Origin of the sequence: Halopseudomonas xinjiangensis (assembly GCF_900104945.1) — a bacterium.
Taxonomy (GTDB): Bacteria; Pseudomonadota; Gammaproteobacteria; order Pseudomonadales; family Pseudomonadaceae; genus Halopseudomonas; species Halopseudomonas xinjiangensis.
The window spans coordinates 585,687-608,893 of record NZ_LT629736.1 but is presented as its reverse complement, the minus strand read 5'-3'; the positions used below and the strand labels follow the sequence as shown (position 1 = coordinate 608,893).

The following is a 23,207-nucleotide window of genomic DNA, read 5'->3' as shown; positions in this document are numbered from 1 at the left end:
CCTGCCGCGCCTATACACCCTAGGGTGAAAGCACTTGAACGGAGGGGTCACATGAGCTTTGCCAAAGCGTATTTCGACATCGGTGTTTTCACCAATCAGCGCGAGGCGCAACAGCAGTTCTGGGCTGAGCGCGCAGGTCTGCCTTTCGACCATACGCAAAAGCTCGGTGGCGGCGTGCTGCAGCATCGCTACCGGGCGGATGAAGCTGTATTGAAACTGAACGACGCGCGGGACCCGCTTGCCGAAGTCGGGCCCGGCCCGATTCGCGAGATTCTGGTCGCCAGCGCTACGGTCACCGCTCCTCTGGAGCTGAGCGATGCGGATGGCAACCGGGTCACACTGGTGCCGCCAGGCCATGAGAATATTCACGGCTTGGCCGCACGATTGATAGTGAGCGACCCCAAGCGTAGCCTGGCATTCTACCGGGACGCCATTGGCATGACCGCTGTCGCCCAGGACCGCCTGCACTGCGGTCGCGGGCAGCTGCGGCTCGAGGCCGGCGATACAGGCGATGCGCCAGAGCAACCGCTGGCCGCGCGCGGCATTCGTTATCTGACCTTCCAGGTATTTGATTGCGATCAGGCGTTCGCCAGTGCCGTGGCCGCCGGCGCCACCGTTGCGAGGGAGCCGGCCACGCTCGGCAGCACTGCGCGCATCGCCTTCGTGCGTGACCCTGACGGGACCTGGATCGAGTTATCGCAGCGCGCTTCGGTCACCGGCCAGCCGGTCTGACTGCATACGTCTGACGCGGATCTTTACGAAGTCTTTACGCTGTCAGGATCGTGGTTGACAGTTGGCGCAGTACACTGGCGCCACGATTCCTGCAGAGACCTACCCACGATGAATCCCGCTTCATCCGGCAAGCGCCGGCGCCATGCCTGGCTTGCCACCATCGTCGTTCTGATCATCGCGCTCGCCGCCTGGTACGCCTGGTCCAGAAGCGCGAATCGCCAGCCCGCCTTTGCCACCGCGACAGTCGAGCGCGGCGACGTCGAAGACAGCATCACCGCCTTGGGCACCCTTGAGCCCCTCAACTATGTGGACGTCGGCACCCAGGTGTCCGGCCAGCTCAGCGCGCTACATGTACAACTGGGGGATGAGGTCGAAGAAGGTCAACTGCTCGCCGAGATCGACCCGACGATATATCTGGCGCGCGTGGAAGCCACCCGTGCGCAACTGGCCAATCTGCGCGCGCAACTCGCCGACCGGGAAGCGCAACAGACGCTGGCACGCCTGCAGGCAGAACGGCAGCAAAACCTGATCAAACTCGACGCGACCAGCCAGGAGCAGGTGGAAAGCGCTGACGCTACGCTGCGTTCGGCCACTGCCCAGATCCAGGCGATCAAGGCTCAGATTCGGCAGACCGAATCGGCCCTCAAGGGCGAGGAAGCCGATCTCAACTACACCCGTGTCTACGCGCCCATGGGCGGTACGGTGGTACAACAACTGGCCAACCAGGGGCAGACGCTCAACGCCAATCAGACAGCGCCGATCATCGTGCAAATAGCCGATCTCAGCACTATGACCGTCCGCACCCAGGTCTCGGAAGCGGACATTGCCCAGCTGGAAGTGGGCATGCCCGCCTACTTCTCCACGCTTGGCCAGCCTCGCCGGCGCTGGGAGGGCACGCTGCGCCAGATCCTGCCGACGCCGGAAGTGCTTAACAATGTAGTGTTGTTCAATGCCCTGTTCGACGTACCCAACCCGGACGGCGATCTGCTACCGCAGATGAGCGCGCAGGTGTTTTTCGTGCGCGCTGCAGCGCAAGACGTACTGACGATTCCCGTCACGGCCTTGCAGCCGTCCACCGCCGGGCGCGCCCCAGGCGAAGCTGTAAAGCGCCAGCCGAGTGGCGACGGGCGCCAGGCGCAGGTCCAGGTGCTCGGCGCCGATGGTGAACCCGGGCCACGCGACATTCGCGTCGGCACACGCAACCGGGTCTCGGTCGAAGTTATCGAAGGGCTCGAGGAAGGCGACCAAGTGGTAACCGGGCGCATCAGTGCCTCGGCCGCCGACACCCGCAGCGGCCCGCCGCGCCGGTTCATGTGATATGTCCGAGCCACTGATCAGCCTGCGGGACATCACCCGCACCTACCGCAACGGCGAACTGTCGACCACCGTGCTGCACGGCGTCTCGCTGGACATCCAGGAAGGCGAATTCGTCGCCATCATGGGCGCGTCCGGCTCCGGCAAGTCGACGCTGATGCATTTGCTCGGCTGTCTGGACAAGCCCACCAGCGGCAGCTATCGGTTTGCCGGTGAGAACATTGCCGACCTCGACAAGGATGAACTGGCCAGCCTTCGGCGCAAGACGTTCGGCTTCATATTCCAGAGCTATCACCTGATCCCTTCCGCCACCGCCACGGAAAATGTCGAGGTTCCGGCCATCTACGCAGGCATGCCGCGGCTCGCGCGGCACACCCGGGCGCAGGCGCTGCTCAGCGAACTGGGCCTGGGCGAGCGGCTCGGCAACCGCCCCAGCCAGCTGTCCGGGGGCCAGCAGCAACGGGTATCGATTGCCCGCGCGCTAATGAACGACGCGCGGGTCATTCTCGCCGATGAGCCAACCGGCGCGCTGGATAGCAAGAGCGGCGCCGATGTGCTGGCTCTGCTCAAGCAACTGCACGGTCGTGGCAAGACAGTGATCGTCATCACCCACGACCGCGAAGTGGCGAGCCACGCCGATCGCCTGGTGGAAATCCGCGACGGGCACATCATCCATGACAGCGGCGTCATCGGGCGTACTGGACAGCCGTCACCCACCGCAGACGCGGCACGGACGCCGGAGCCGGAAGCCGTCCGGCGCGCTGCCCTGGCCGATATCGGCGAAGCCGTCCGAATGGCTCTGCGCGCTCTGAAAGCCAACCTGTTTCGCACCGTGCTGACCCTGCTTGGCATCGTCATTGGCGTGGCCTCGGTGGTCGTGATGCTCGCAGTCGGCAACGGAGCACGCCAGGACGTGGTCGATCGCATCAGTTCGCTTGGCACCAATCTGCTCCTGGTCCGCCCCGGCGCGCCCAACGTGCGCCGCTCGGTCGAGGGTCAGGTGACCAGTCTGGTGGCCAGCGACATCGACGCCATCGCCGAACTGGACAACGTCCGGGCTGCCGTGCCGGAGATGAACGGCCGGGTAACGCTGCGCGCAGGCAACACCGACTATTCGACTCAGGTCACCGCCACCATCGAAGCGCTGCCACTTGCACGGGACTGGGGGGTGAGTGCCGGCGTGTTCATCGACGACCAGGATAACCAGCGCTACTCCGCAGTCACCGTCCTCGGCCAGACCGTGGCGACGAATCTGTTCGGCGATTCCGATCCGCTCGGCGAGTATGTGCTGGTCAACAATGTTCCGTTTCAGGTGATCGGCGTGATGGCAGCGAAAGGCGCCGCACCCTGGGGGGCCGATCAGGACGATGTGGTATTCGTACCCTTGAACACCGGAAGTCTGCGACTGATCGGCCAGCGCTACCTGAATTCGGTCACCGTCATGATCGACGATCTGGCCGCGGCCGAAGCCACCCAGGAGGCGGTGCGCCAGACTCTGCTGCAGGCGCATGGCGGTGTCGAGGACTTCCAGATTCGCAACATGGCGTCGTTGCTGGAAAACGTGGCGGAGACGCAGAACACCTTCACCGTTCTGCTCGGTTCGATCGCGGCGATTTCCCTGCTGGTGGGCGGCATTGGCGTGATGAACATCATGCTGGTCAACGTTACCGAGCGCACGCGAGAAATCGGTATTCGCGTGGCAACCGGGGCACGCACACGCCATATTCTCCAACAGTTCATCGTCGAGGCGCTGGTCGTCTCGGCTATCGGTGGTGCGCTCGGGGTTGTGCTTGGCCTGGCTTTCGCCGCGTTGCTGCAAGTACTGGGTACGCCGATTCAATTCACTCCCGGACCGGTGGCCCTCGCCTTCGGCTGCGCTTTCGCGACTGGTCTGATTTTTGGTTACATGCCTGCTCGCAAGGCGGCGCATCTCGATCCTGTGGTGGCCCTTAGTGCAGATTAAATTCGTTGCCTCGCTCGCAGGCGCCCTCCTCATGCTCACCGGCTGCGCGATCAACACACCACAGCCGGACGCAAGCGTAGCGATGCCGGCGACATGGAACACGCAGACCCGGAACGAAGATTGGCCGTCGGCGGACTGGTGGCGCGCCTACCAGGCCCCGGCGCTTGACGCGCTGCTTGAACAAGCACGCCTGGGGAATCTTGATCTGGCGACTTCCGCCGCGCAGTTGCTGCAAGCCGATGCCCAGCTGCAACAAGCTGGCGCCAGCTTGCTGCCTCAGGTGAGCGGAAGCTTCAGCGCTTCACGTTCGCAGAGCGAGAACCAGACCAGCAGCCAGACCAGCAGCAACCGCAGCAGTTTTGGCGCAGCGCTCAACGCCAGCTACGAAGTGGACTTCTGGGGACGCAACCGCGCCACTGTCGAATCTGCCAGGGCGACGCTGCAAGCGAGCCGGTTCGATCGCGAGACCCTCGGTTTGGGCATCGATGCCAGCGTCGCCAGCACCTGGTTCCAGTGGCTGGAGGTGCAGGAACGACTCGCTCTCGCCCGCCGCAGCCTGGACAATGCCGAGCGCGTTCTTCAGCTGATCGACGCACGGCAGCGCTTTGGTGCAGCCGACCAGCTCGAAGTCAGCCAGCAACGCACCCTGGTGTTGCAGCTGCGCGCCTCACTGCCCGCGCTCGAGCAGAGCGAGCTGCAACTACGTAATGCACTGGCGTTGCTGCTCGGCACGGCGCCGGGCGAAAGGATGCCGGCGACCGAGACGCTCGGTACCCTCGTGGTGCCGGAAATAGGCGCGGGCCTCCCCGCCGAACTGCTTGCCCGACGCCCGGACATTCGGGCCAGCGAGGCCCGACTGGCCGCGGCGAACGCCGATCTCAACGCAGCCCGTGCGGCCTTGTATCCCTCCATCCAGCTGACTGGGCAACTGGGCGTGCAAAGTCTGGCCTTGTCCGGCTTGGTCAACGACCCGACGAGCACCTGGAACCTGGTTGCCGGGCTGACCCAGCCGATATTCCAGGGCGGCCGGTTGCGTGCTCAGGTCGACCTGTCCGAAGCGCGCCAGCAGGAACTACTGGTCGATTACCGGCGTACTGTATTGCAGGCGCTTCAGGACGCCGACACGGCGCTCGGCGCGGTTTATCAGGCGCGCGTTCGCTTCGCCTTGCTCGAACAGGCAACCGCCGAGGCGCAGCGCGCCTTCGAACTCGCCGAGACCCGCTATCGCGCCGGCGCGATCACTCAGCAGTCACTACTCGATACTCAGCGCACCTGGTATCAGAGCCAGGACACTCTCTTGCAGCAGCGCTCTGCCTGGCTTCAGTCGACAGTCGACCTGTTCCGCGCCCTGGGTGGCGGCTGGCAGGAGCCGGCGTTAAGCTACGCGGAGCCACCCCGCCCAGGAGAGTAGTCCTTGTCCGCCGTCTTGCACCTCGCCACGCTGGTAGATCGAGAATTTTGCACCGAGTCGCAGGAATACACGGCTTTGGTCGTCCACTTGCAGCGGCTGGACGAGCTTGCACGAACGCTGGGAGTGACCGCACCTAGCCAGTTCATCGATGTCACCGAGCTGGAATTTCGCGAAGCGGCGCAGCTGATCGAGCCCGATTCAGCCGTACGTGCCGAGCCGGACCCGGTCACCGGACTGTTCTACGGCATAGAGGACATGTCCTGGTCTCCCGTCGCCATTGGCATGGTGACTCTCGAAGCGTTGGGGGGCTATCTTTCGCGCAACCAGCCCAGCGGAATCAGCGAAGCCGATCGGCAGCGATTACGCGAAGAATTGAGCCAACTCGAGCTTCACCTCCGGCCATTGGAAGCCGAGGGCGCGCAGTTTCATCTGGCAGCGCGCTGAATCAGGACACTTGAGGTCGTGTCAGCGAATCGTTCGACGTTTCGGCGGCAGACGCCTCTTCCGGTTGCTCCCCGAGCAGGTCCACCATTCGCCGCCGCGTCTCGGTCATCAGGCCGGCCAGGTCATAGCGGGCGCTGTCGATAGGCTCACCGATGTGCAGCGATACCGACTGACCGAAGTTGAATTGCCGCGTCCTGGCCGGCAGCACCCGGTGAATACCTCTGATCGCCACCGGCACCACGATCGCACCGGTGTCCAGCGCCAGATGAAAACACCCTTTCTTGAACGGCAACAGGCGTCCATGCGGCGAGCGTGTTCCCTCTGGTGCCGCCCACAACACGATCCCCGATTCCATCATCTTCCGGGCGCGTTGCAAATCGGCCACTGCTCGTTCGCGCTGATGCCGGTTGATGGACGGAAACTCAGCCGCGCGCATCGCAGCACCCAGCAGCGGAATACGATACAGCTCCGACTTGGCCAGCATGCGAATGGAGCCCGGCATGGCGACAAAGCTAGCAGGAATATCGTAGTGGCTGGCGTGATTGCAGAGGATGATGTACCGGCGCCCGTCATTGAAGTCAGGGCAGCTGCCCTCGACGCTCAGGCGCATCCGGATCAGGCGGAGTAACCAGCCGGACCAGCTGCGGGTGTAACGGTCGACACGACTGCGGTCCAGTCGACCTAGCGCGGCGCGCCAGAGCACGTCGACACAATACCCGACGGTGACCAGGAGCGAAGCAAGGAATACAGTGATACGTTGCCACACGGTCGCGGCCGTAACCTTCCCTGGGTTCGATGACATCGCGAAAATCCTCGTGCGCAAGCGGACGTTTCTTGAAATACAAAGCTTGCCATACTTCAATCCCCAGCGCCTATGCTCGAAGCTCAGGACTCTCGACACGGGTGGTTATGACAGAGCTGGTTCGCATCGTCTACATCAGTCGCGCAGACTTCCGGCCGACCACGGCGGAAGATGGAGTGGACGCCAACGTGGCACAGATACTCGCTGTCTCGCGACGCAATAATCACCATAGCGGCGTGGTCGGCATGCTTCATTATGGCGATGGCTGTTTCTTCCAGTGTCTGGAAGGCGAGCGCAGCAAGATCGCTGCGTTATACCGCCGACTGCGCCGGGACGGACGTCATCATGACTTGAAGTTGCTGGTGCACGAGCCGATTCGGCGCCTCTCGTTTCCCGACTGGTCGATGAAGTTCATACCCACCGATGACCATGTCAGGGGCTTGCTGGACGAGCATGGCTTCAGTGAGTTTGATCCCTACCGCTTCGATCACCACCTGGTGGAACGCATGCTCAAGTTGATGCAGGGCAGCGCCGACCCGACCCACGACGACCCTGTATTCACGCCCTCGGCACCGGCGCGCTCGACGACCTTTGCGCACGAACCGCCGACCCAGGCCGGCGGCCCGGCTCCCTCCGGTCGCTGGCCACTGATCATCAGCTTGCTGGCCCTGAGCCTGAGCGTGCTCAGCCTGCTACTGGCAATCGGGCGCAGCGGGACATGACCCGCCGCTGGCAAGCATCGATTCGCCGCCACCTATACAGCGTTCTTTTTACTGTGAATGGTTGTGACCCTGGCCGGGCTAATTTGCCATAGTGTCGACTGATAACCTGACCGGACCAACGCCATGACCGACCAGCAGATCCTTCACGTCAACGACATCGACCTGAGCGTCCACTTCGCCGGCCCCGAAACAGGCAAGCCGGTCTGGCTGCTGCACGGGTTTCCCGAATGCTGGTATTCCTGGCGACACCAGATGGCAGCACTCGCGGACGCCGGTTTCCGCGTCTGCGTTCCGGAAATGCGCGGCTACGGCCGGACCAGCGCACCGCAACCGATCGAAGCCTATGACCTGATCACGCTCTGCAGCGACATTCAGGCGGCGATGGACCATCTCGGGCACACCGAAGTGGCGATGGTCGGCCACGACTGGGGTGCGCCTGTGGCCTGGCACCTGGCGTTGCTGGAACCTGAGCGGGTCAAGGTGGTTTGCGGGATGTCGGTGCCCTTCGGCGGACGGCCCAAGCGCCCGGCGATCGACATCATGCGCGAGCATTTCAAGGACCGCTTCCATTACATCCTGTATTTCCAGGAGCCCGGACGCGCGGAGCAGGAACTCGAGGCGGATATTCCCAGAACCCTGCGCCTGGCGATGCATGGACTCTCGGAGAGCGGCAAGAGCAATGCGCTGTTCAATGACAAGCCGGCCGACGCGCGATGGCTGGAAGACCGTGTCGACCCCGGCGTGCCGCCGGAGTGGTGCCCACCCGACGCGTTCGACGTATACGTAGCGACTTTCGAGCGTTGCGGATTCCGGGGCCCGCTGAACTGGTATCGCAACTTCCAGCGCAGCTGGGAACGTACCGCCGACCTGGCTGGCCTGCAGATCGAACAACCGGCACTATTCCTGATCGGCGACCGGGACCCGGTTGGCGAAATGGAGGCCTACACCATTCAGAAAATGCCCAGCCTTGTACCCAAGGTGGAGCAGCACGTGTTCACCGACTGCGGCCACTGGATTCAGGGCGAGCAGGCCGAGGAGGTAAACCGGCTGCTGCTCGAGTTTCTCGGCCGCACCTATACCTGAATAGCCGGTATTGAAAAACCGCATCTGACGACTGATCTGTGCCAAGGGAGATTGCATGCAACCGATAGACCTGTCCGGCAAACGTATCCTGCTTACTCACGCCGAAGCTTTCATGGGCCCGGCCCTGCACGACATGTTCAAACGCTGCGGCGCCGAGGTGATCGCAGCGCAGGGAGCATTGGCCAATCCTGGCGAGGCGGAAGCCGTTATCGAGCAGGCCGGCCAGATCGATGCGCTGGTCGCCAACCTCGGCGTGCCTGCACCGAACACGCCGGCGGTCGACGTGACCGATGACGAATGGAAACTGATGTTCACCCATATGGTCGACCCGCTGCAGCGGCTCGTCCGCGCTGCTCTGCCAAAAATGATCGAGCGCCAGTCCGGCAAGATATTGCTGATGGGCAGCGCCTCGGCCTTGCGTGGCATCAAGCGCGCGTCGAGCTACAGTGCAGCACGGGGGGCACAGTTGGCCTACATCCGCTCAGTGGCCCTGGAAGCGGCTCCGCACAATGTAAAGATCAACGCCATCGCTCAGAATTTTGTCGATAACCCGACCTACTTTCCCGAAGATATCCAGGCCAATCCTGCTTTTCAGGCCCGGCTCAAGCGGGAGGTGCCGCTCGGCCGGCTGGTCTCGGCAGAGGAGGACGCCTCCTTCGCCGCTTACCTGTGCAGCGACGCGGCGGACTGCTTTGTCGGACAGATCTTTCCGGTATGCGGCGGATGGGCTGACTGAACATGGTAGGAACCGTCACTCTCCTGGGGCAAAACATCACCATCGCTTCGCGTTTTTGCGGGCCCCCGCAAAGCGGCAATGGCGGCTATGTTGCCGGATTACTGGCCAAAGCGATGCCGGCCGGCTGCCAGGTAACCCTGCACGCCCCGCCGCCGCTGGACGCCCCACTGACCCTGAGTGCAGCCGACGACGGTATGCAACTGCATCACGAAGGTCGCTTGTTGGCCAGCGCGCGCCCGTATGAACTAGCGATGACGGTACCACCGGCGCCGTCCATCGACGCGTCCAGCGCCGCTCAGCAACGCTTCGAGGGCATCGTCCGCCATGACCTGCCGGGCTGCTTCGTCTGTGGGCCCAATCGCGATCCGGGCGACGGGCTTCGGATCTTTGCCGGCCCACTGGATGATCCGAAGCAGAGTGTCGCTGCACTATGGACACCCGACGCATCACTGGCGGACCGGGACGAGACGGTCGCCAGCGAATTCCTCTGGGCGGCACTCGACTGCCCGGGATTCTTCGCCGTTCGCCCCGTATCCGGACTGGCGTTACTCGGCCGGTTCGCGGCCAGGCTGCTGGAGCCGGTGCGCGTGGGCGAGACGCTCATCGTCAATGGCTGGGCGATTCGTCACGACGGGCGTAAACACCAGACAGGCACGGCCCTGTACCGCGAGAACGGTTCGTTGGTTGCTTTCGCTGAAGCCACCTGGATCAGCATCCCAGGCCGCTGAACGGTACTCAATTTTCTCTCGGATCGGCCGATTCCTGAAAATGCGACAACTGACCAGCGAGACGAAACCCTCTCGGCTAGGATGCAGTCAGCTTCGCCTATACGTCCGATAAGAGATTGCCATGCCGAAATTGAGCTTTCACACCCGCCCTGTTTGCCTTGCCGCGCTGCTTGCCAGCTCGCCACTTGTTCTGCTTCCTATTGTCGCCCACGCCCAGAACGGGTCCACTCCGGTGTCGGCTGCGTATACCAACGTACTGAGCCAGGACCAGATTCAGGCGCTGGTCAATGCGGCCAACCAGTCGGATGCCGTGCTTCGTCAGCGCGCCGGCGAGTTGATGTCCCAGGGAGACGCCATCGCCCGCTCCGTCTATGTGGAGACGCAGGGACTCGTCAGCGCCGAGCAATCGGCGATGCTGGAAGGGATGCTTGAACAAAGCCTGGCCAACAACGAGACCCGCTCGTCCGGGATGCGCTCCGACCGCCGTACGCTCGGCTGGGTTGCGGGTGGCGCGCTGATTGTCGGCATCGGCGCCGCTGCAGCGGGAGGCGGCGGTGGCGGTGGTGGTGGCGGTGGCGAACCCGCCCCGGCCCCTGCTCCAGAGGAACCAGCGCCTGGCGACGATGAGGCTCCGCCGGTCGAAGAGGAGCCCATCGGTGACTCGCTACCGACATTGACTCCACCTACCGAACCAGTGCCGAACGAGCCAGTAAGCGGCGATCCAGGCACCGCGCCGGACCCGGGCCCGTTGCCAGGAGAGGATGATTCGGCCAAGGCATTGCCGCTATCTCGCGAGCATCAAAACACCAATGGCTACAACCTAACGTACGGGCATGTAGCGCACGAGCGAGGCTTTAGCGGCCTCGGCGAGCGAATCGCGATCATCGATAGCGGTGTCAATAGTAGTCACCTCGAATTGCAGGGTCAGATCGCGGCACATTACAACTTGCTGACCGGCAGCACCGCAGAGGCGGACGCTCAGGATAGCGGCGGTCATGGGACCCACGTCGCCGGCACTCTGGTAGCACGAAGAAATGCTTTTGGCGTGGTCGGCTACGCTTACGGCGCCCAGCTTCTGAACGTCAGGTTTTCCGACGCCAACGACAACATCAGCGCAAACGACCAGCAACTGGCCAACGGCTTCGCCTGGGCAAGGAACAATGGCGCCACGTGGTTCAACAACAGTTGGGGCATCGACGCTACCGTCGCCGACTTCGGCAAGGGCGCCGTCGAGTCGTACTTCCCCAAACTGAGAGCCGAATGGCAAGCCGGAGCTGCGGCCGGACGCATCTATGTCTGGGCCACCGGAAATGAAGGCTTGAGCCAACCGCTGGTTTTCTCAGCCATCCCCCAGCTGTATCCAGAGCTGCAATACAACTGGGTTGCAGTGACCAGTGTCGACTCCGACACCGGCGTGCTCAGCAGCTTCTCGAACGCCTGCGGTGATGCCGCGGCATGGTGTATCGCCGCTCCTGGCACCGATATCGTCTCCAGCTACGTGGAGGGCGATAGCAGCTACGCCATCGCATCGGGCACCTCGATGGCAGCTCCCGCAGTGACTGGCGGCCTCGCGGTGATCAGGCAGGCTTTCCCTACCCTGGAGCCGGAACAGGTCGTGCAGCGATTGTTCGTCACTGCTTACAAGGAAGGGATCTATGCCAACCAGAGCCTGTACGGTCAGGGGCTGATGGACCTTGAGAAAGCGACTCGGCCGGTTGGTACGCTCACCGTTGTCAGCGATAGCGGCGAGACGCTGTCCGTCGACAACACCGCCCTCGTACTAGGCGGGGCCTTCGGCTACGACAATCCGCTGGCCAGCTTGCAGGTCATGGCAACCGACTCGCTGGACGCAGGTTTCAGCGTCGATCTGGGTTCGCAGGTAAGCGAGCGTCGCTATCGCTATGACACCCACGCCGCCTGGCAGCGTCTTGGTCGCAGCTGGCATGAGCAAAACGACGGCGATACCGCTCTGTATTGGACCGCATCGACCGGCTCGATGCCGAGCAGCCAGGTCAGGCGCTTCGACCAGGGCGAAGGGCGCTCGCTCAGTATCGGTCAGGTTGACGATCTGGACATGCTATCCGCTGGACGCAGCTGGGCTGGCTACAGTCAGCTCGACAGCAGCCTCTCGTCACCGCTGTGGTTGCAGCAGCCGGGCGAGCGGACCATGGCCGTGCGCCAGCGCCTACCGCTGGGCAGTTTCAGCCTGGACATGACCAGCACCGCCAACTCGCTGCGTCAGGGTATGGCAGTGGGGCTCAACCTGCCCACCGCGGGTGGTTATGCTTCCACATTGGAGCTTGGCTATGTGCGCAGCGATGACGGCCTGTTCGACAGCCACGGTCGCGGCGCCTTCGACCTGGATGATGTCAGCGAAACCCTCTTTGCCGGCGTGCATGGCGAGCTCCTTCAGGGAGCGCTGACATTCGGCCACTCTGCTTACATCGGACAAAGCAGGACCGATGCCGACGGGCTGTTCCGCGATCTCGGCACCGTCACTACGAGCAGCTGGATGTTCGCTGGTCGCTATGCGCTGAACACCGCTACGCTCGGCCTGGTCGTGCAGCAACCGCTACGCGTCGAATCCGCCGAAACAAGCATCAATGTCGCGACCGGCTATGCGGGGAATCTCTTTGACATGCAGGCGCTCACGCTCGACCTGAGCCCGGACGGCCGTCAGGTGAATCTGGAAGCGTTCTGGCAGAAACCGGTGTGGAAGGACAGCGACGTCAAGCTGTCCTGGCTCGGTATTCGCGAGCCAGGTCATCAGGCGCAAGCCGGGCCCATGCAGGTGTTCATGGCCCAGTGGCAGCAGCGCTTTTAAGCGCTGCCGTTACTCTGCGTTGAGGTAGGAAGATCGCGTCAGGCCGAGACGCAAGGCATCCAGATAGCGGGTGCGCTCGGCCTGGCTCAATTTCGCGCCCGCCACCTTGTCTCGATACAGCGTCACCAGCTCGTGCGGCTCAATGTGCACGTAGCGCAGCATGTCCTCGATGGTATCGTGGGTCTCGATGCCGCCGTGCGTAACACGGCCGTCGCTGCGCAAAAACACGTTCACCGAGTCGGTATCACCGAACAGGTTGTGCATGTCGCCCAGGATTTCCTGATAGGCGCCGACCATGAAGATCGCCAGCAGATAATCCTCCCCTTCCCTGAGCTCATGCACCGGTAGGCTGTTCTCGATACTTTGTTCGTCGACGTAGTGGCGAATCTTGCCGTCGGAATCGCAAGTCAGATCCTGCAGCACCGCGCGCCGCAGCGGCTCTTCATCCAGCCGATTGACCGGCATGATCGGCAGCACCTGGGCAATTGCCCAGGTATCCGGCAGGCTCTGAAATACCGAGAAATTGCAGATGTACTTGTCCGCCAGCTTGTCGTTGAGCTCGTCCAACACCTGCCGGTGCGAGCGCTGACGCGCTTTCAGCAAGGTGTGCAGGCGCGTGCACAATGCGAAGTAGCACTGTTCGGCCAGGGCCTTCTCCGACAGGGTCAGCTTGCCCTCGGCATACTGCGCGCCGACATCGGCCATATAGTGCGTGGCGCGCCAATAGGTTTCGGTGACCATCTCGATATCGGTCTGCCCGAGAAGCCCGACCAGATTGCGTACGACCTGCGGCAGACTCTCGACATTCTCCAGCGGCGGCACCGTATCGTTGTGCCGCTCCACATCGGTGACCTGCACAATCAGCACCGCATGGTGCGCACTCATCGCACGACCGCTTTCCGAGAAGATGTGCGGATGTGGCAGATTCTGTTCGTCACAGAAATCCTTGAGCATGCCGACTACCGTCTGAGCATATTCGTCCACGTCGTAGTTGATGGAACTGGCGTTGCGCGAATGCGTGCCGTCGTAGTCGACGCCCAGACCGCCACCGACGTCAATATGATCGACCGGCATACCCAGGGCACGCAGCTCGCCAAAGTAGCGGATCGCTTCGCGAAAACCGTGCTGATAGTCGGCGAGATTGGCAATCTGCGAACCCATATGGAAATGCAACAGGCGCACGCCGTCTTCTAGGCCGGCGCTGCGGAAACGATCAATGACTCGTAACAATTGCGCAGCGGACAAGCCGAACTTGGATTTCTCGCCACCGGTGTCAGCCCACTTGCTCGATGCCAGTGAGGACAACCGCACGCGCAAGCCGACTTGAGGCGTGATACCGAGTTTTTCCGCCTCTTCGATGACCAGTCGGACTTCCGATTCCTTCTCTATGACGATGAATACCTGGTGACCCAGCTTTTGCCCGACCAGTGCCAGATGAATGAATTCGCGGTCCTTGTACCCATTGCAGACAATCGTCCCGCCCTTGGGCGCCAGCGCCAGCACGGCCATCAGCTCCGGCTTGGAACCGGCTTCCAGGCCGATCGAGACGTTTTCGGTGGCAATGATGTTCTGCACCACCGCCTCCTGCTGGTTCACCTTGATCGGATACAGGGCGGTGTAGCCGCTCTGGTAGCCCATGCTCTCTATATTGCGATCGAACGCGCCGGTGAGCTGGCGCACCCGGCTCTGGAGGATATCCGGGAAGCGCACCAGCAGTGGAAGGTCCAGTCCGCTGTCGCGCAAATGCTGCACCAAGTCGTTGAGGTCGATGCTGCCGCCTCCTTCTCCGTGCGGCCTGACTTCGACGTGTCCCTGGTCGTTCGCATTGAAATACCCGGCACCCCAATGCCGGATGCCATAGACGCTGCGGCTATCGGCCACGGTCCAGGCTGAGCTGTCCTCTTTGCGCGAACGTCGCTGTGACACCATCGAACACCTCTTCTGTTGATCGAACGTTGGCTAAAGGATAAAGCAAAACAATGCTTCCTGCCGGCCCGGGTGAGCTTCTGGGCAACCGGATCACGCCAAGACCGTTCGTCCGTATCGATACCGCTCGTCCCTCTTCGGGGCGAGACGCAGGCAACCGTCTCGCTTCGCTAGGGTCTATCGCTACAGAGCACGCGGGCTGCAGCCAAGCGAAGCCGCCGCATGACAGTAATATTTAACAGGTATAAATATTACATGAGCAACGATGCGAGGCTGTAAGCGGCATTCAGTGCGGGTTGAGATAATTTTTTGGATATGTTTTATTAGAAAAAGAATTTACGAGTAAATATAAAGGCACACGTTTTGACACCCATTACGCTTCGCCGCCCGCACGATACGGACGGTTTCGCCCTCAACGAGCTGGTGGCTCGCTGCCAACCGCTGGACACCAATTCCGTGTACTGCAACCTGCTGCAATGCACCGATTTCGCCGATACTGCTATCGCTGCGGAACACGATGGCAAGCTGGTTGGATTCATTTCCGGCTACCGCCCGCCAGCTCGCCCCGACACCCTTTTCGTCTGGCAGGTCGCAGTCGATAGCAGCATGCGCGGTCAAGGTCTGGCCTTGAAAATGCTCATGGCGCTCATCGAGCGGACCGCTGCCGAAGGCGTGCGCTTTCTCGAGACCACCATTTCGCCGGGCAACAGCGCTTCCGAAGCGCTGTTTGCCAAGGCCTTCCGCCAGCTCGGCGTCGAGCCAGAAACCAGCGTGGTCTTTAGCCGCGCACAGCATTTCAACGGTCAGCATGATGATGAGGTCCTGTATCGCGCCGGCCCTTTTGCACTTGCCACTGCCCAGAAAAAGTTGAATCAGGAGACAGCATGAACACCTTCGAACAGTTCGAACAACACGAGTCCGGTATCCGCAGCTATTGCCGCTCTTTCCCTGTGATCTTCAAGCAGGCGCGCGGTGCCGAACTGATCACCCGCGAAGGCAAGCACTACATCGACTTCCTTGCCGGTGCCGGCACGCTGAACTACGGCCATAACAACCCGGTTCTGAAGAAGGCGTTGATCGAATACCTGGAAAACGACGGCATCACCCACGGCCTGGACATGTACTCCGAAGCCAAGGAACGTTTCCTCGAAACCTTCCATCGCGTGATTCTGGAGCCGCGCTCGTTCGGCGATTATGTCGTGCAGTTCACCGGCCCGACTGGCTCCAACTCCGTCGAGGCCGCTTTGAAGCTGGCTCGCAAGGTCACCGGTCGCAGCAACGTGATCAGCTTTACCAACGGTTTCCACGGCGTCACTGTGGGTGCTTTGGCCACCACTGGTAACGGCCACCATCGCGGCGCCGCAGGCGTACCGCTGACCGACGTCAGCCGTATGCCGTATGCCAACTATTTCGGCGACAAGGTCAACACCATCGCCATGATGGACAAGCTCCTGAGCGATCCGAGCAGCGGCATCGACAAGCCGGCCGCGGTCATCGTCGAAGTCGTACAGGGCGAAGGTGGTTTGAATGCCGCTTCGGCCGACTGGATGCGCAAGCTGGAAAAGCTCTGCCGCAAGCACGAGATGCTGCTGATCGCCGACGATATCCAGGCGGGCTGCGGTCGTACCGGCACCTTCTTCAGCTTCGAAGAAATGGGCATCAAGCCGGACATCATCACGCTGTCCAAGTCGCTGAGCGGCTTCGGTCTGCCCTTCGCTGTCGTCGTCATGCGCCGCGAACTGGACCAGTGGGAGCCGGGCGAGCACAACGGCACCTTCCGTGGTAACAACCACGCGTTCGTCACCGCTGCCGCCGCCATCGAGCATTTCTGGACCAACGATGAGTTCGCCAAGAGCGTTCAGGCCAAAGGCAAGATCATTCGCGAACGCATGCAGAAGATCGTTCGCAAGTACGGCCCTGACTCGCTGTTTGTCAAAGGTCGCGGCATGATGCTCGGCATCAGCTGCCCGGACGGCGACACCGCCTCCGCCATTTGCCGTGAAGCCTTCGAAATGGGCCTGGTCATCGAGACCAGCGGTAACCACAGCCAGGTCGTCAAGTGTCTCTGCCCGCTGATCATCAGCGAAGAGCAGATCGACCAGGCGATGTCCATTCTGGACAAGGCGTTCGGCAAGGTAATGGGCGACAACGTCGCCAACCAGGCTTCTTGAGGAAAAGCGCATGATCGTACGGACATTGAAGGACTGCGAGAACTCCGAGCGCCGCGTCGTGTCGGAAACCAAGACATGGGAAAGCACACGTATGTTGTTGAAAGACGACAACATGGGCTTCTCGTTTCACATCACGACTATCTATGCGAACACCGAAACGCATATCTGGTACCAGAACCACCTCGAGTCGGTATATTGCATGAGCGGCGAAGGTGAAATCGAGACGTTGTCGGACGGCAAGGTGTACCCGATCGAACCGGGCACCCTGTACATCCTCGACAAGCACGACGAGCACCTGCTGCGCGGCAAGACCGAGATGAAAATGGCGTGCGTCTTCAATCCGCCGCTGAGCGGCAAGGAAGTTCACGACAAGAACGGCGTTTATCCACTGTCCGATAGCGCCTGAGACAATCTAGCAGGAGGAACGATGATCACCGATGTTTATCCTTCACGAGAGGATGAGTTTGCGAACTGGCTGGATCGGTTGGACCCGGTAATCTACCGGAGCGATGTTGAAAATGCCCCGATCAGCGCCGAACAGATCGCCAGCTTTGAACGTGACGGCTACCTTGTATTGCCTGAAGTCTTCAACAAGGAAGAAGTGTCGGTTTTCAAGAAAGAACTCCAGCGCATCAGCCAGTTGCCGGAGGTGCTCGAAGCGCCTTCGGCCATCCGCGAACCGGACAGCGGCGCCCTGCGTTCGCTGTTTGCCATCCACCGCGACAATGAACTGTTTTCACGCGTAGCCCGTGACGAGCGTATTGCCGGCATCGCCCGCTATATCCTCGGCGGAGACATCTACGTACATCAGTCGCGGCTGAACCTGAAGCCTGGCTTCAAAGGCAAGGAGTTCTACTGGCACTCCGACTTCGAGACTTGGCACATCGAGGATGGCGTACCGCGCATGCGCATGGTCAGCTTCTCGATCCTGTTGACGGATAACCATCCGCACAACGGACCGCTGATGTTGATTCCAGGCTCGCACAAGCAGTACATCAGCTGCGTGGGCAAGACGCCGGACAACCATTATCAGAACTCATTGCGCAAGCAGGACTTCGGTATTCCGGATGCTGGCAGCCTGAGCGAGATGGTCGAGCGGCACGGAATTGACCAGGCAACCGGACCCGCTGGCTCGGTCGTCATTTTCGACTGCAACACGCTGCATGGCTCGAACAGCAACATCACGCCGAGTCCGCGCAGCAATCTGTTCTATGTATACAACAGCGTCGAGAATCAGCCGGTCGAGCCGTTTGGCAAGATCGCTCCGCGTCCCGACTTCGTCGCCGAACGTGGCCCTGTCGAGCCGCTGAAGATCGAGCCGCAGCGGTATACGGGGTAACAATCCCTGCACACCCCAGGGACGACACTCACCAAAAAAGAACCAGGATTATGCATACAGTAGAAAAAATCGGCGGCACCTCAATGAGCCGCTTTGATGAAGTACTGAACACCATTTTCATTGGACAACGCAGTAAAGCCGAGCTTTATCAGCGGGTATTTGTCGTCTCTGCCTATGGCGGCATGACCAACATGCTGCTCGAGCACAAAAAGACCGGCGAGCCGGGCGTATATGAGCGTTTTGCCGACGCGCACAACGAAGATGCCTGGCTCGACGCGCTGGATGTGGTGCTGGAGAAGATGAAGGAAAAGAACGCTGCGCTATTTTCTGCCGAGTACGAACGGCAGGCAGCCGACCGCTTCATCGAAGGACGCGTCACCGATGTACGCGACTGCATGCTCAGCCTTCAACAGCTGTGCACGTACGGTCACTTTCAGCTGACCGAGCACCTGATGAAGGTGCGCGAGATGCTAGCCTCGCTGGGCGAGGCGCATAGTGCCTTCAATACCGTTCTGGCGCTCAAGAAGCACGCTGTCAATGCCCGCCTGGTCGACCTGACCGGCTGGAACCAGAGCGAGCCGAAGAAGTTCCACGACATGATTCGTGACAGCTTCCAGGGCATCGACCTGTCCCGCGAGCTGGTTGTCGCCACGGGCTACACGCACTGCACCGAGGGACTGATGAACACCTTCGACCGTGGCTACAGCGAGATCACCTTCGCTGAGATTGCCGCGAGCACCGGCGCCCGTGAAGCAGTCATTCACAAGGAATATCACCTCTCGAGTGCCGACCCGACCAAGGTTGGCGTCGACAAGGTCGTGACCATCGGCCGTACCAACTATGACGTAGCCGATCAACTGTCCAATCTCGGCATGGAAGCGATTCACCCCAAGGCGGCACGCACCTTGCGTCGCGCGGGCATCGAGCTGCGCATCAAGAACGCCTTCGAGCCCGAGCACAACGGCACGCTGATCAGCCAGGATTACTGCAGCGAGAAGCCCTGCGTGGAGATCATTGCCGGTCGCAAGGACGTCTTCGGCCTGGAAGTATTCGATCAGGAAATGCTCGGCGACGTCGGCTACGACATCGAGATCACCAAGCTACTCAAGCAACTGCGCCTGTATGTGGTGAACAAGGATTCCGATGCCAACAGCATCACCTACTATGCATCCGGCTCGCGCAAGATGATCAACCGCGCCTCCCGGCTGATCGAAGAGCGCTATCCGATGGCCGAAGTGCGGGTGCACAACATCGCCATCGTTTCGGCAATCGGCTCCGACCTCAAGGTGAAAGGCATTCTCGCCAAGACCGTCGCGGCGCTGGCTGAAGCAGGCATCAGCATCCAGGCGATCCACCAGTCGATTCGCCAGGTAGAGATGCAGTGCGTAATCAATGAAGAAGACTATGACGCGGCGGTGGCAGCGCTGCACAAGGCGCTGATCGAGCCGGAAAACCACGGAGACGTGATCGCAGCGGCGTAAGCCTTCGGCGACACGAGAGCCCCGGGTAGCAACGCCTAGCATGGTTGCTACCCGGGGCTTTTTTATGCGGCAGCATCCGAGCCACGCCTCACCTGTTGTCTGCGGAGCGCCGTCATCGAACTTGCAGCGCCTCGCCACCACCTTCACAATCCAGACATTCTTAGCCGAGCCGGAAGCACGCCGTGATCGAAGCCGTATGGATAGCCTTTGCTTTTGTATTGGGACTGATCATGCGCCAGGTCGGGTTGCCCCCGCTCATCGGCTACCTCGCGGCCGGCTTCGCTCTGGCCGGATTCGGCGACATGTTCGGGGTCCAGCCGCAGGACAGCTCGGTACTGGCGCACATTGCGCATCTTGGCGTGCTACTGCTTCTGTTCACCGTAGGTCTCAAGCTCAAGCTGAAAAACCTAATTCGCCCGGAGGTCATCGGCGGCAGCCTGTTGCACTTCGGCTTGTCCGTAGGACTGTACTTTCCGGGCCTGCTGTTCTTTCTGGATATCGGTACTCGCGAAGCCCTGTTGCTGGCCATTGCACTCTCCTTCTCCAGCACCGTACTGGCGGCGAAGGTCCTCGAGAGCAAGCGCGAACTACGCGCTTTTCATGGACGGGTCGCTATCGGCGTGCTGATCATGCAGGACCTGATTGCCCTGGTGGTGATCAGCATCGCCAGCGGCAAGTCACCGTCGGCCTGGGCACTGCTGGTGTTTGTCGTCCCGCTGCTCAGACCGCTGTTGTACAAGCTGCTGGATATGAGCGGGCACGAGGAACTGCTGGTACTGCTGGGCCTGTTTCTGGCGCTGGTCATCGGCGGACTGGGTTTCGAGTCGGTCGGCTTGAGTTCGGAGCTTGGCGCCCTCGCCTTTGGTGCCATGCTTGCCGGGCACAAACGCGCCGGCGAACTCTCGCAGTCACTCTGGAGCCTCAAGGAAGTCTTCCTGGTAGGCTTCTTCCTGCAGATCGGCATCGGTGGCCTGCCGGACATGGACGCGCTGCTCTTCGCCGTGGTGATGGGCGTGCTGTTGCCGATCAAGGCGATCCTGTTCTTCTTTCTGTTCCTGCTGTTCAAGCTGCGCGCGCGCAGCGCATTTCTCAGCAGCATGAGCCTGGCCAACTACAGCGAGTTCGGCCTGATCGTCGCCAGCGTGGTGCTACCGGAGTGGCTGATCCCATTGGCCGTCACGGTCTCGGTATCCTTTCTCGTTTCCGCTCCGCTCAATCGTATCGCGCACCCGTTGTACGAAAGGCTATCCAAACGACTGATCCCGATGGAGCGGGACATCCGGCATCCCGACGAGCAGCCTGTCACGCTCAGCGACGCCGAGATTCTCATTCTGGGGCTGGGCCGCACCGGACGTGCCGCCTATGATCGATTGCATGAAAAAGGCTATCGCGTGGTCGCAATGGACTCGGATCCGGCAGCCATCGAGGCGAGCATCAAGGCAGGGCGCCGCGCGCGCTTCGCCGACGCCGAAGACCAGGTGCTGTGGCAAAGCCTGGAAATGCCTGAAGTGCATTCGGTGATCATGGCCATGAATGACGCCGAGGCCAAGACCATCGCCGTGCGCAAGCTTCGCGAACGCGGCTTCGATGGTCTGATCGTCGCACATGCGATGTTCGATGACATCGCTGAGCGCATCATGGAAGCCGGTGCCGACAAGACTTACCTGACCATGAGCGAAGCGGGTGCAGGCCTGGCCGAGCAGGTCGACCGCGAACTTATTCGCCGAGGAGAAATGCGCGCGTCTGCTGCGCCGCCATCGCCGAATCCTCCAGCATGAAACAGTGACCACCAGAGACGACATGCTCGCTGACCGAAGCATTGCGACGCGACAACCGGCGCGCTGACTGGGCCACGAAGGGATAGCTCTGGTCGCCGTGCAGGATATGCGTCGGCACTTGTACCTTTCCCAGCCAGTGCCAGGTTCGGCTGGGGAACGACTCGAACACCTCTGCCTCGCGGCTCGGCCGGCATTTGAGCGTAACGCCCTGCCCTTCCTGTTCCTGCAAGGCGTGGTCGATATGCGATCGAAACGCTGACTCTTCCCAGCCGCGAAACATGCCACGACCATGCAGCGCCTTGTATGCCGACTCCCGGTCCGGCCAGCTGTCACGTCGCCCTCGCGCCTTGTTCGACACCGGATTGGCACGACGGCCGATGAGCGCCATCAGCGAGCGCATGGCAAGCAGGTGTGGCGGAAAAATCACCGGATCGAGCAATACCGCGCGCTGGAACACGCCCGGCTGCGTACCCAGTAGCAGACCGCTGAGCACGCCTCCGAAGCTGTGTCCGCAGGCGTAGCGTGGCACCTCTCCGAACCGAGCCCGCCCCGCCTCGAATGCCTCCAGCGCCAGCTCCGCGTTGCGGTTCCAGCCTAAAAATGTTCCGCCATGTTCGCTGTCACCATGTCCTTGCAGGTCGCACAGCCACAGGTCGAAATGTTCGGCGAGCTTCGCCAGGAAGGGCTCGTAGGTTCGGCAGCAAAAACCGTTTCCATGCAGAAAATGCAGAAGCGGCTTGCCGCTTGGCGGCGAATACCAGCCGCTCAATGCGAAGCCGGCGGATGTCTTGTGTGACCAGGGGAGCAACATCATGTTCTTGTTTCCACTACAGCGGTGCGGTGAACGCGACCTGTGCGATTGACCCTGTTCGTTTTATGCTGGGCCGATGCGCTTTACAAGGACATCAACATGCTGAATACGACAATACATGGCGAAGGCTACCCCTTGATCTGGGGGCATGGCTTGATGGGCAATATGGCCCTCGAGTCGGCGACCGGCTGGTTCCATCCGCCAGCCGGACTGATTCGCCGCATTCGCTACGACGCCCGCGGCCATGGTCAGTCCTCTGGTGGCGCGCATGCCGACGAGCACCGCTGGGACCGACTCGCTCAGGACATGCTCAACGTCGCATCAGCACATGCTGGACAGGAGCGTTTTGCCCTGGGCGGGCAGTCGATGGGCTGCGCCACCGCGCTGTATGCCGCACTGGCGGCTCCGCAGCAGGTCAGTCACCTCGTCCTGGCATTACCTCCGACTGCCTGGGCCAGCCGACCCGCCCAGGTGGAGCGCTACGGCAAGATGCTCGATGTGATCCGCGCACGGGGCGTTGCGTCGCTGGTCAACCTGGCCCGGCAGTTTCCCAGCGTTCCCGGCTGGCTTCATCGCGCTCAGCCGGAGGCCAACGAGCAGGCTCTCTTGGAGATGGCGCGATTCGACGAGCGGCGCCTGGGAAGGATCCTCGAGGGTGCGATGCACTCCGACTTGCCGCCACGCTCCGAGCTGGCAGCGCTCAGCATGCCCGCGCTTGTCCTGGCCTGGGCCGATGACGATATCCATCCGCTTGCCACGGCGCGTTACCTGAACCAGACACTGCCGAATGCGCGCCTGGTCGAGATCGACACGATGCCCCAACTGCAGGCCTGGCCAAGGCTCATCGACGAATTCGTGAACACAGCCGGCGGAGCATAGACTCACCCGTCGAGCCGAACACCCGTCGCCATATCCGGTCAGAAGGTTTATTCGAACCGGCCG

General features: G+C 61.6%; 20 protein-coding genes. 17 read left to right on the top strand and 3 right to left on the bottom strand.

What is annotated here, in order from left to right; genetic code table 11:
* The first annotated feature begins 51 nt into the window (after positions 1-51).
* The 5 genes from BLT85_RS02795 (at position 52) to BLT85_RS02775 (ending at position 5,864) form a co-directional block, all read left to right on the top strand.
* Complete coding sequence (locus BLT85_RS02795) at positions 52-732, top strand: VOC family protein (RefSeq protein ID WP_093391719.1); 681 nt, start codon at positions 52-54, stop codon at positions 730-732.
* Positions 733-840: 108 nt separating this feature from the next.
* Complete coding sequence (locus tag BLT85_RS02790; RefSeq protein ID WP_093391718.1) at positions 841-2,049, top strand: efflux RND transporter periplasmic adaptor subunit; 1,209 nt, start codon at positions 841-843, stop codon at positions 2,047-2,049.
* A 1-nt stretch (position 2,050) separates the two neighbouring features.
* Positions 2,051-4,009 (top strand): MacB family efflux pump subunit, encoded by a 1,959-nt coding sequence (locus tag BLT85_RS02785; RefSeq protein ID WP_093391717.1) that lies wholly within the window; start codon positions 2,051-2,053, stop codon positions 4,007-4,009.
* Complete coding sequence (locus BLT85_RS02780) at positions 3,999-5,420, top strand: efflux transporter outer membrane subunit (RefSeq protein WP_157718105.1); 1,422 nt, start codon at positions 3,999-4,001, stop codon at positions 5,418-5,420. Before BLT85_RS02785 ends, BLT85_RS02780 begins: the two co-directional genes overlap by 11 nt.
* Positions 5,421-5,423: 3 nt before the next feature.
* Positions 5,424-5,864, top strand: a complete 441-nt coding sequence (locus BLT85_RS02775) for a hypothetical protein (RefSeq protein WP_093391715.1) — start codon at positions 5,424-5,426, stop codon at positions 5,862-5,864.
* A gap of 1 nt (position 5,865) precedes the next feature.
* Here BLT85_RS02775 and BLT85_RS02770 read toward each other — a convergent pair whose 3' ends face one another.
* Positions 5,866-6,666: a lysophospholipid acyltransferase family protein gene (locus BLT85_RS02770; protein WP_093391714.1), complete on the bottom strand. Its 801-nt coding sequence runs from the start codon at positions 6,664-6,666 to the stop codon at positions 5,866-5,868.
* A gap of 107 nt (positions 6,667-6,773) precedes the next feature.
* Here BLT85_RS02770 and BLT85_RS02765 point away from each other — a divergent pair, with 107 nt between their 5' ends.
* From BLT85_RS02765 to BLT85_RS02745, 5 genes are all read left to right on the top strand, one after another.
* On the top strand, positions 6,774-7,388 hold the full coding sequence (locus BLT85_RS02765) for a BLUF domain-containing protein (RefSeq protein ID WP_157718104.1): 615 nt from the start codon (positions 6,774-6,776) through the stop codon (positions 7,386-7,388).
* 123 nt (positions 7,389-7,511) lie between these two features.
* Entirely contained in the window at positions 7,512-8,471 is a 960-nt protein-coding gene (locus tag BLT85_RS02760; protein ID WP_093391713.1) for an alpha/beta fold hydrolase, read from the top strand.
* Positions 8,472-8,526: 55 nt separating this feature from the next.
* Positions 8,527-9,207 carry an SDR family NAD(P)-dependent oxidoreductase gene (locus tag BLT85_RS02755; RefSeq protein WP_093391712.1) on the top strand — a complete coding sequence of 227 codons (681 nt, stop codon included), beginning with the start codon at positions 8,527-8,529 and terminating at the stop codon, positions 9,205-9,207.
* A 2-nt stretch (positions 9,208-9,209) separates the two neighbouring features.
* Positions 9,210-9,935, top strand: coding sequence for a hotdog fold domain-containing protein (locus tag BLT85_RS02750; protein ID WP_197673864.1), 726 nt, complete (start codon positions 9,210-9,212; stop codon positions 9,933-9,935).
* A gap of 121 nt (positions 9,936-10,056) precedes the next feature.
* The gene (locus tag BLT85_RS02745; protein WP_093391711.1) at positions 10,057-12,759 is read left to right on the top strand and encodes a S8 family peptidase; all 2,703 of its coding nucleotides are present in this window, start codon (positions 10,057-10,059) and stop codon (positions 12,757-12,759) included.
* A 9-nt stretch (positions 12,760-12,768) separates the two neighbouring features.
* Here the strand turns inward: BLT85_RS02745 and speA are convergent, their stop codons facing one another.
* Positions 12,769-14,685, bottom strand: a complete 1,917-nt coding sequence (gene speA / locus BLT85_RS02740) for an arginine decarboxylase (RefSeq protein ID WP_093397315.1) — start codon at positions 14,683-14,685, stop codon at positions 12,769-12,771.
* A gap of 363 nt (positions 14,686-15,048) precedes the next feature.
* Between speA and ectA the strand changes: the two genes are divergently transcribed.
* The 6 genes from ectA to BLT85_RS02710 all read left to right on the top strand — a co-directional run bounded on the left by ectA (position 15,049) and on the right by BLT85_RS02710 (position 21,454).
* Positions 15,049-15,573, top strand: coding sequence for a diaminobutyrate acetyltransferase (ectA, locus tag BLT85_RS02735; protein ID WP_231701523.1), 525 nt, complete (start codon positions 15,049-15,051; stop codon positions 15,571-15,573).
* A complete protein-coding gene (ectB, locus tag BLT85_RS02730) occupies positions 15,570-16,856 on the top strand; it encodes a diaminobutyrate--2-oxoglutarate transaminase (RefSeq protein WP_093391709.1) in 1,287 nt (428 codons plus the stop codon). The genes ectA and ectB overlap by 4 nt, the downstream gene beginning before the upstream one ends.
* Before the next feature lie 10 nt (positions 16,857-16,866).
* On the top strand, positions 16,867-17,262 hold the full coding sequence (locus tag BLT85_RS02725; protein WP_093391708.1) for an ectoine synthase: 396 nt from the start codon (positions 16,867-16,869) through the stop codon (positions 17,260-17,262).
* A gap of 21 nt (positions 17,263-17,283) precedes the next feature.
* Positions 17,284-18,195 carry an ectoine hydroxylase gene (gene thpD / locus BLT85_RS02720; protein WP_093391707.1) on the top strand — a complete coding sequence of 304 codons (912 nt, stop codon included), beginning with the start codon at positions 17,284-17,286 and terminating at the stop codon, positions 18,193-18,195.
* Positions 18,196-18,245: 50 nt separating this feature from the next.
* Positions 18,246-19,676 carry an aspartate kinase gene (locus tag BLT85_RS02715; protein WP_093391706.1) on the top strand — a complete coding sequence of 477 codons (1,431 nt, stop codon included), beginning with the start codon at positions 18,246-18,248 and terminating at the stop codon, positions 19,674-19,676.
* A gap of 182 nt (positions 19,677-19,858) precedes the next feature.
* Complete coding sequence (locus BLT85_RS02710) at positions 19,859-21,454, top strand: cation:proton antiporter family protein (protein ID WP_093391705.1); 1,596 nt, start codon at positions 19,859-19,861, stop codon at positions 21,452-21,454.
* Here the strand turns inward: BLT85_RS02710 and BLT85_RS02705 are convergent.
* Positions 21,393-22,268 (bottom strand): alpha/beta fold hydrolase, encoded by an 876-nt coding sequence (locus BLT85_RS02705; protein WP_093391704.1) that lies wholly within the window; start codon positions 22,266-22,268, stop codon positions 21,393-21,395. The genes BLT85_RS02710 and BLT85_RS02705 overlap by 62 nt on opposite strands.
* A gap of 96 nt (positions 22,269-22,364) precedes the next feature.
* Here BLT85_RS02705 and BLT85_RS02700 point away from each other — a divergent pair, with 96 nt between their 5' ends.
* Positions 22,365-23,144 carry an alpha/beta fold hydrolase gene (locus tag BLT85_RS02700; RefSeq protein WP_157718103.1) on the top strand — a complete coding sequence of 260 codons (780 nt, stop codon included), beginning with the start codon at positions 22,365-22,367 and terminating at the stop codon, positions 23,142-23,144.
* The last annotated feature ends 63 nt before the right edge of the window (positions 23,145-23,207 follow it).

Bases quoted from the DNA above. Each gene is read 5' to 3' on its own strand.
- BLT85_RS02705 (WP_093391704.1), bottom strand. From the start codon at position 22,268: ATGATGTTGCTCCCCTGGTCACACAAGACATCCGCCGGCTTCGCATTG.
- BLT85_RS02745 (WP_093391711.1), top strand. From the start codon at position 10,057: ATGCCGAAATTGAGCTTTCACACCCGCCCTGTTTGCCTTGCCGCGCTG.
- BLT85_RS02770 (WP_093391714.1), bottom strand. From the start codon at position 6,666: ATGTCATCGAACCCAGGGAAGGTTACGGCCGCGACCGTGTGGCAACGT.
- BLT85_RS02795 (WP_093391719.1), top strand. From the start codon at position 52: ATGAGCTTTGCCAAAGCGTATTTCGACATCGGTGTTTTCACCAATCAG.
- BLT85_RS02785 (WP_093391717.1), top strand. From the start codon at position 2,051: ATGTCCGAGCCACTGATCAGCCTGCGGGACATCACCCGCACCTACCGC.
- BLT85_RS02715 (WP_093391706.1), top strand. From the start codon at position 18,246: ATGCATACAGTAGAAAAAATCGGCGGCACCTCAATGAGCCGCTTTGAT.
- BLT85_RS02790 (WP_093391718.1), top strand. From the start codon at position 841: ATGAATCCCGCTTCATCCGGCAAGCGCCGGCGCCATGCCTGGCTTGCC.
- BLT85_RS02750 (WP_197673864.1), top strand. From the start codon at position 9,210: ATGGTAGGAACCGTCACTCTCCTGGGGCAAAACATCACCATCGCTTCG.
- ectB (WP_093391709.1), top strand. From the start codon at position 15,570: ATGAACACCTTCGAACAGTTCGAACAACACGAGTCCGGTATCCGCAGC.
- thpD (WP_093391707.1), top strand. From the start codon at position 17,284: ATGATCACCGATGTTTATCCTTCACGAGAGGATGAGTTTGCGAACTGG.
- BLT85_RS02700 (WP_157718103.1), top strand. From the start codon at position 22,365: ATGCTGAATACGACAATACATGGCGAAGGCTACCCCTTGATCTGGGGG.
- BLT85_RS02765 (WP_157718104.1), top strand. From the start codon at position 6,774: ATGACAGAGCTGGTTCGCATCGTCTACATCAGTCGCGCAGACTTCCGG.
- BLT85_RS02755 (WP_093391712.1), top strand. From the start codon at position 8,527: ATGCAACCGATAGACCTGTCCGGCAAACGTATCCTGCTTACTCACGCC.
- BLT85_RS02760 (WP_093391713.1), top strand. From the start codon at position 7,512: ATGACCGACCAGCAGATCCTTCACGTCAACGACATCGACCTGAGCGTC.
- BLT85_RS02725 (WP_093391708.1), top strand. From the start codon at position 16,867: ATGATCGTACGGACATTGAAGGACTGCGAGAACTCCGAGCGCCGCGTC.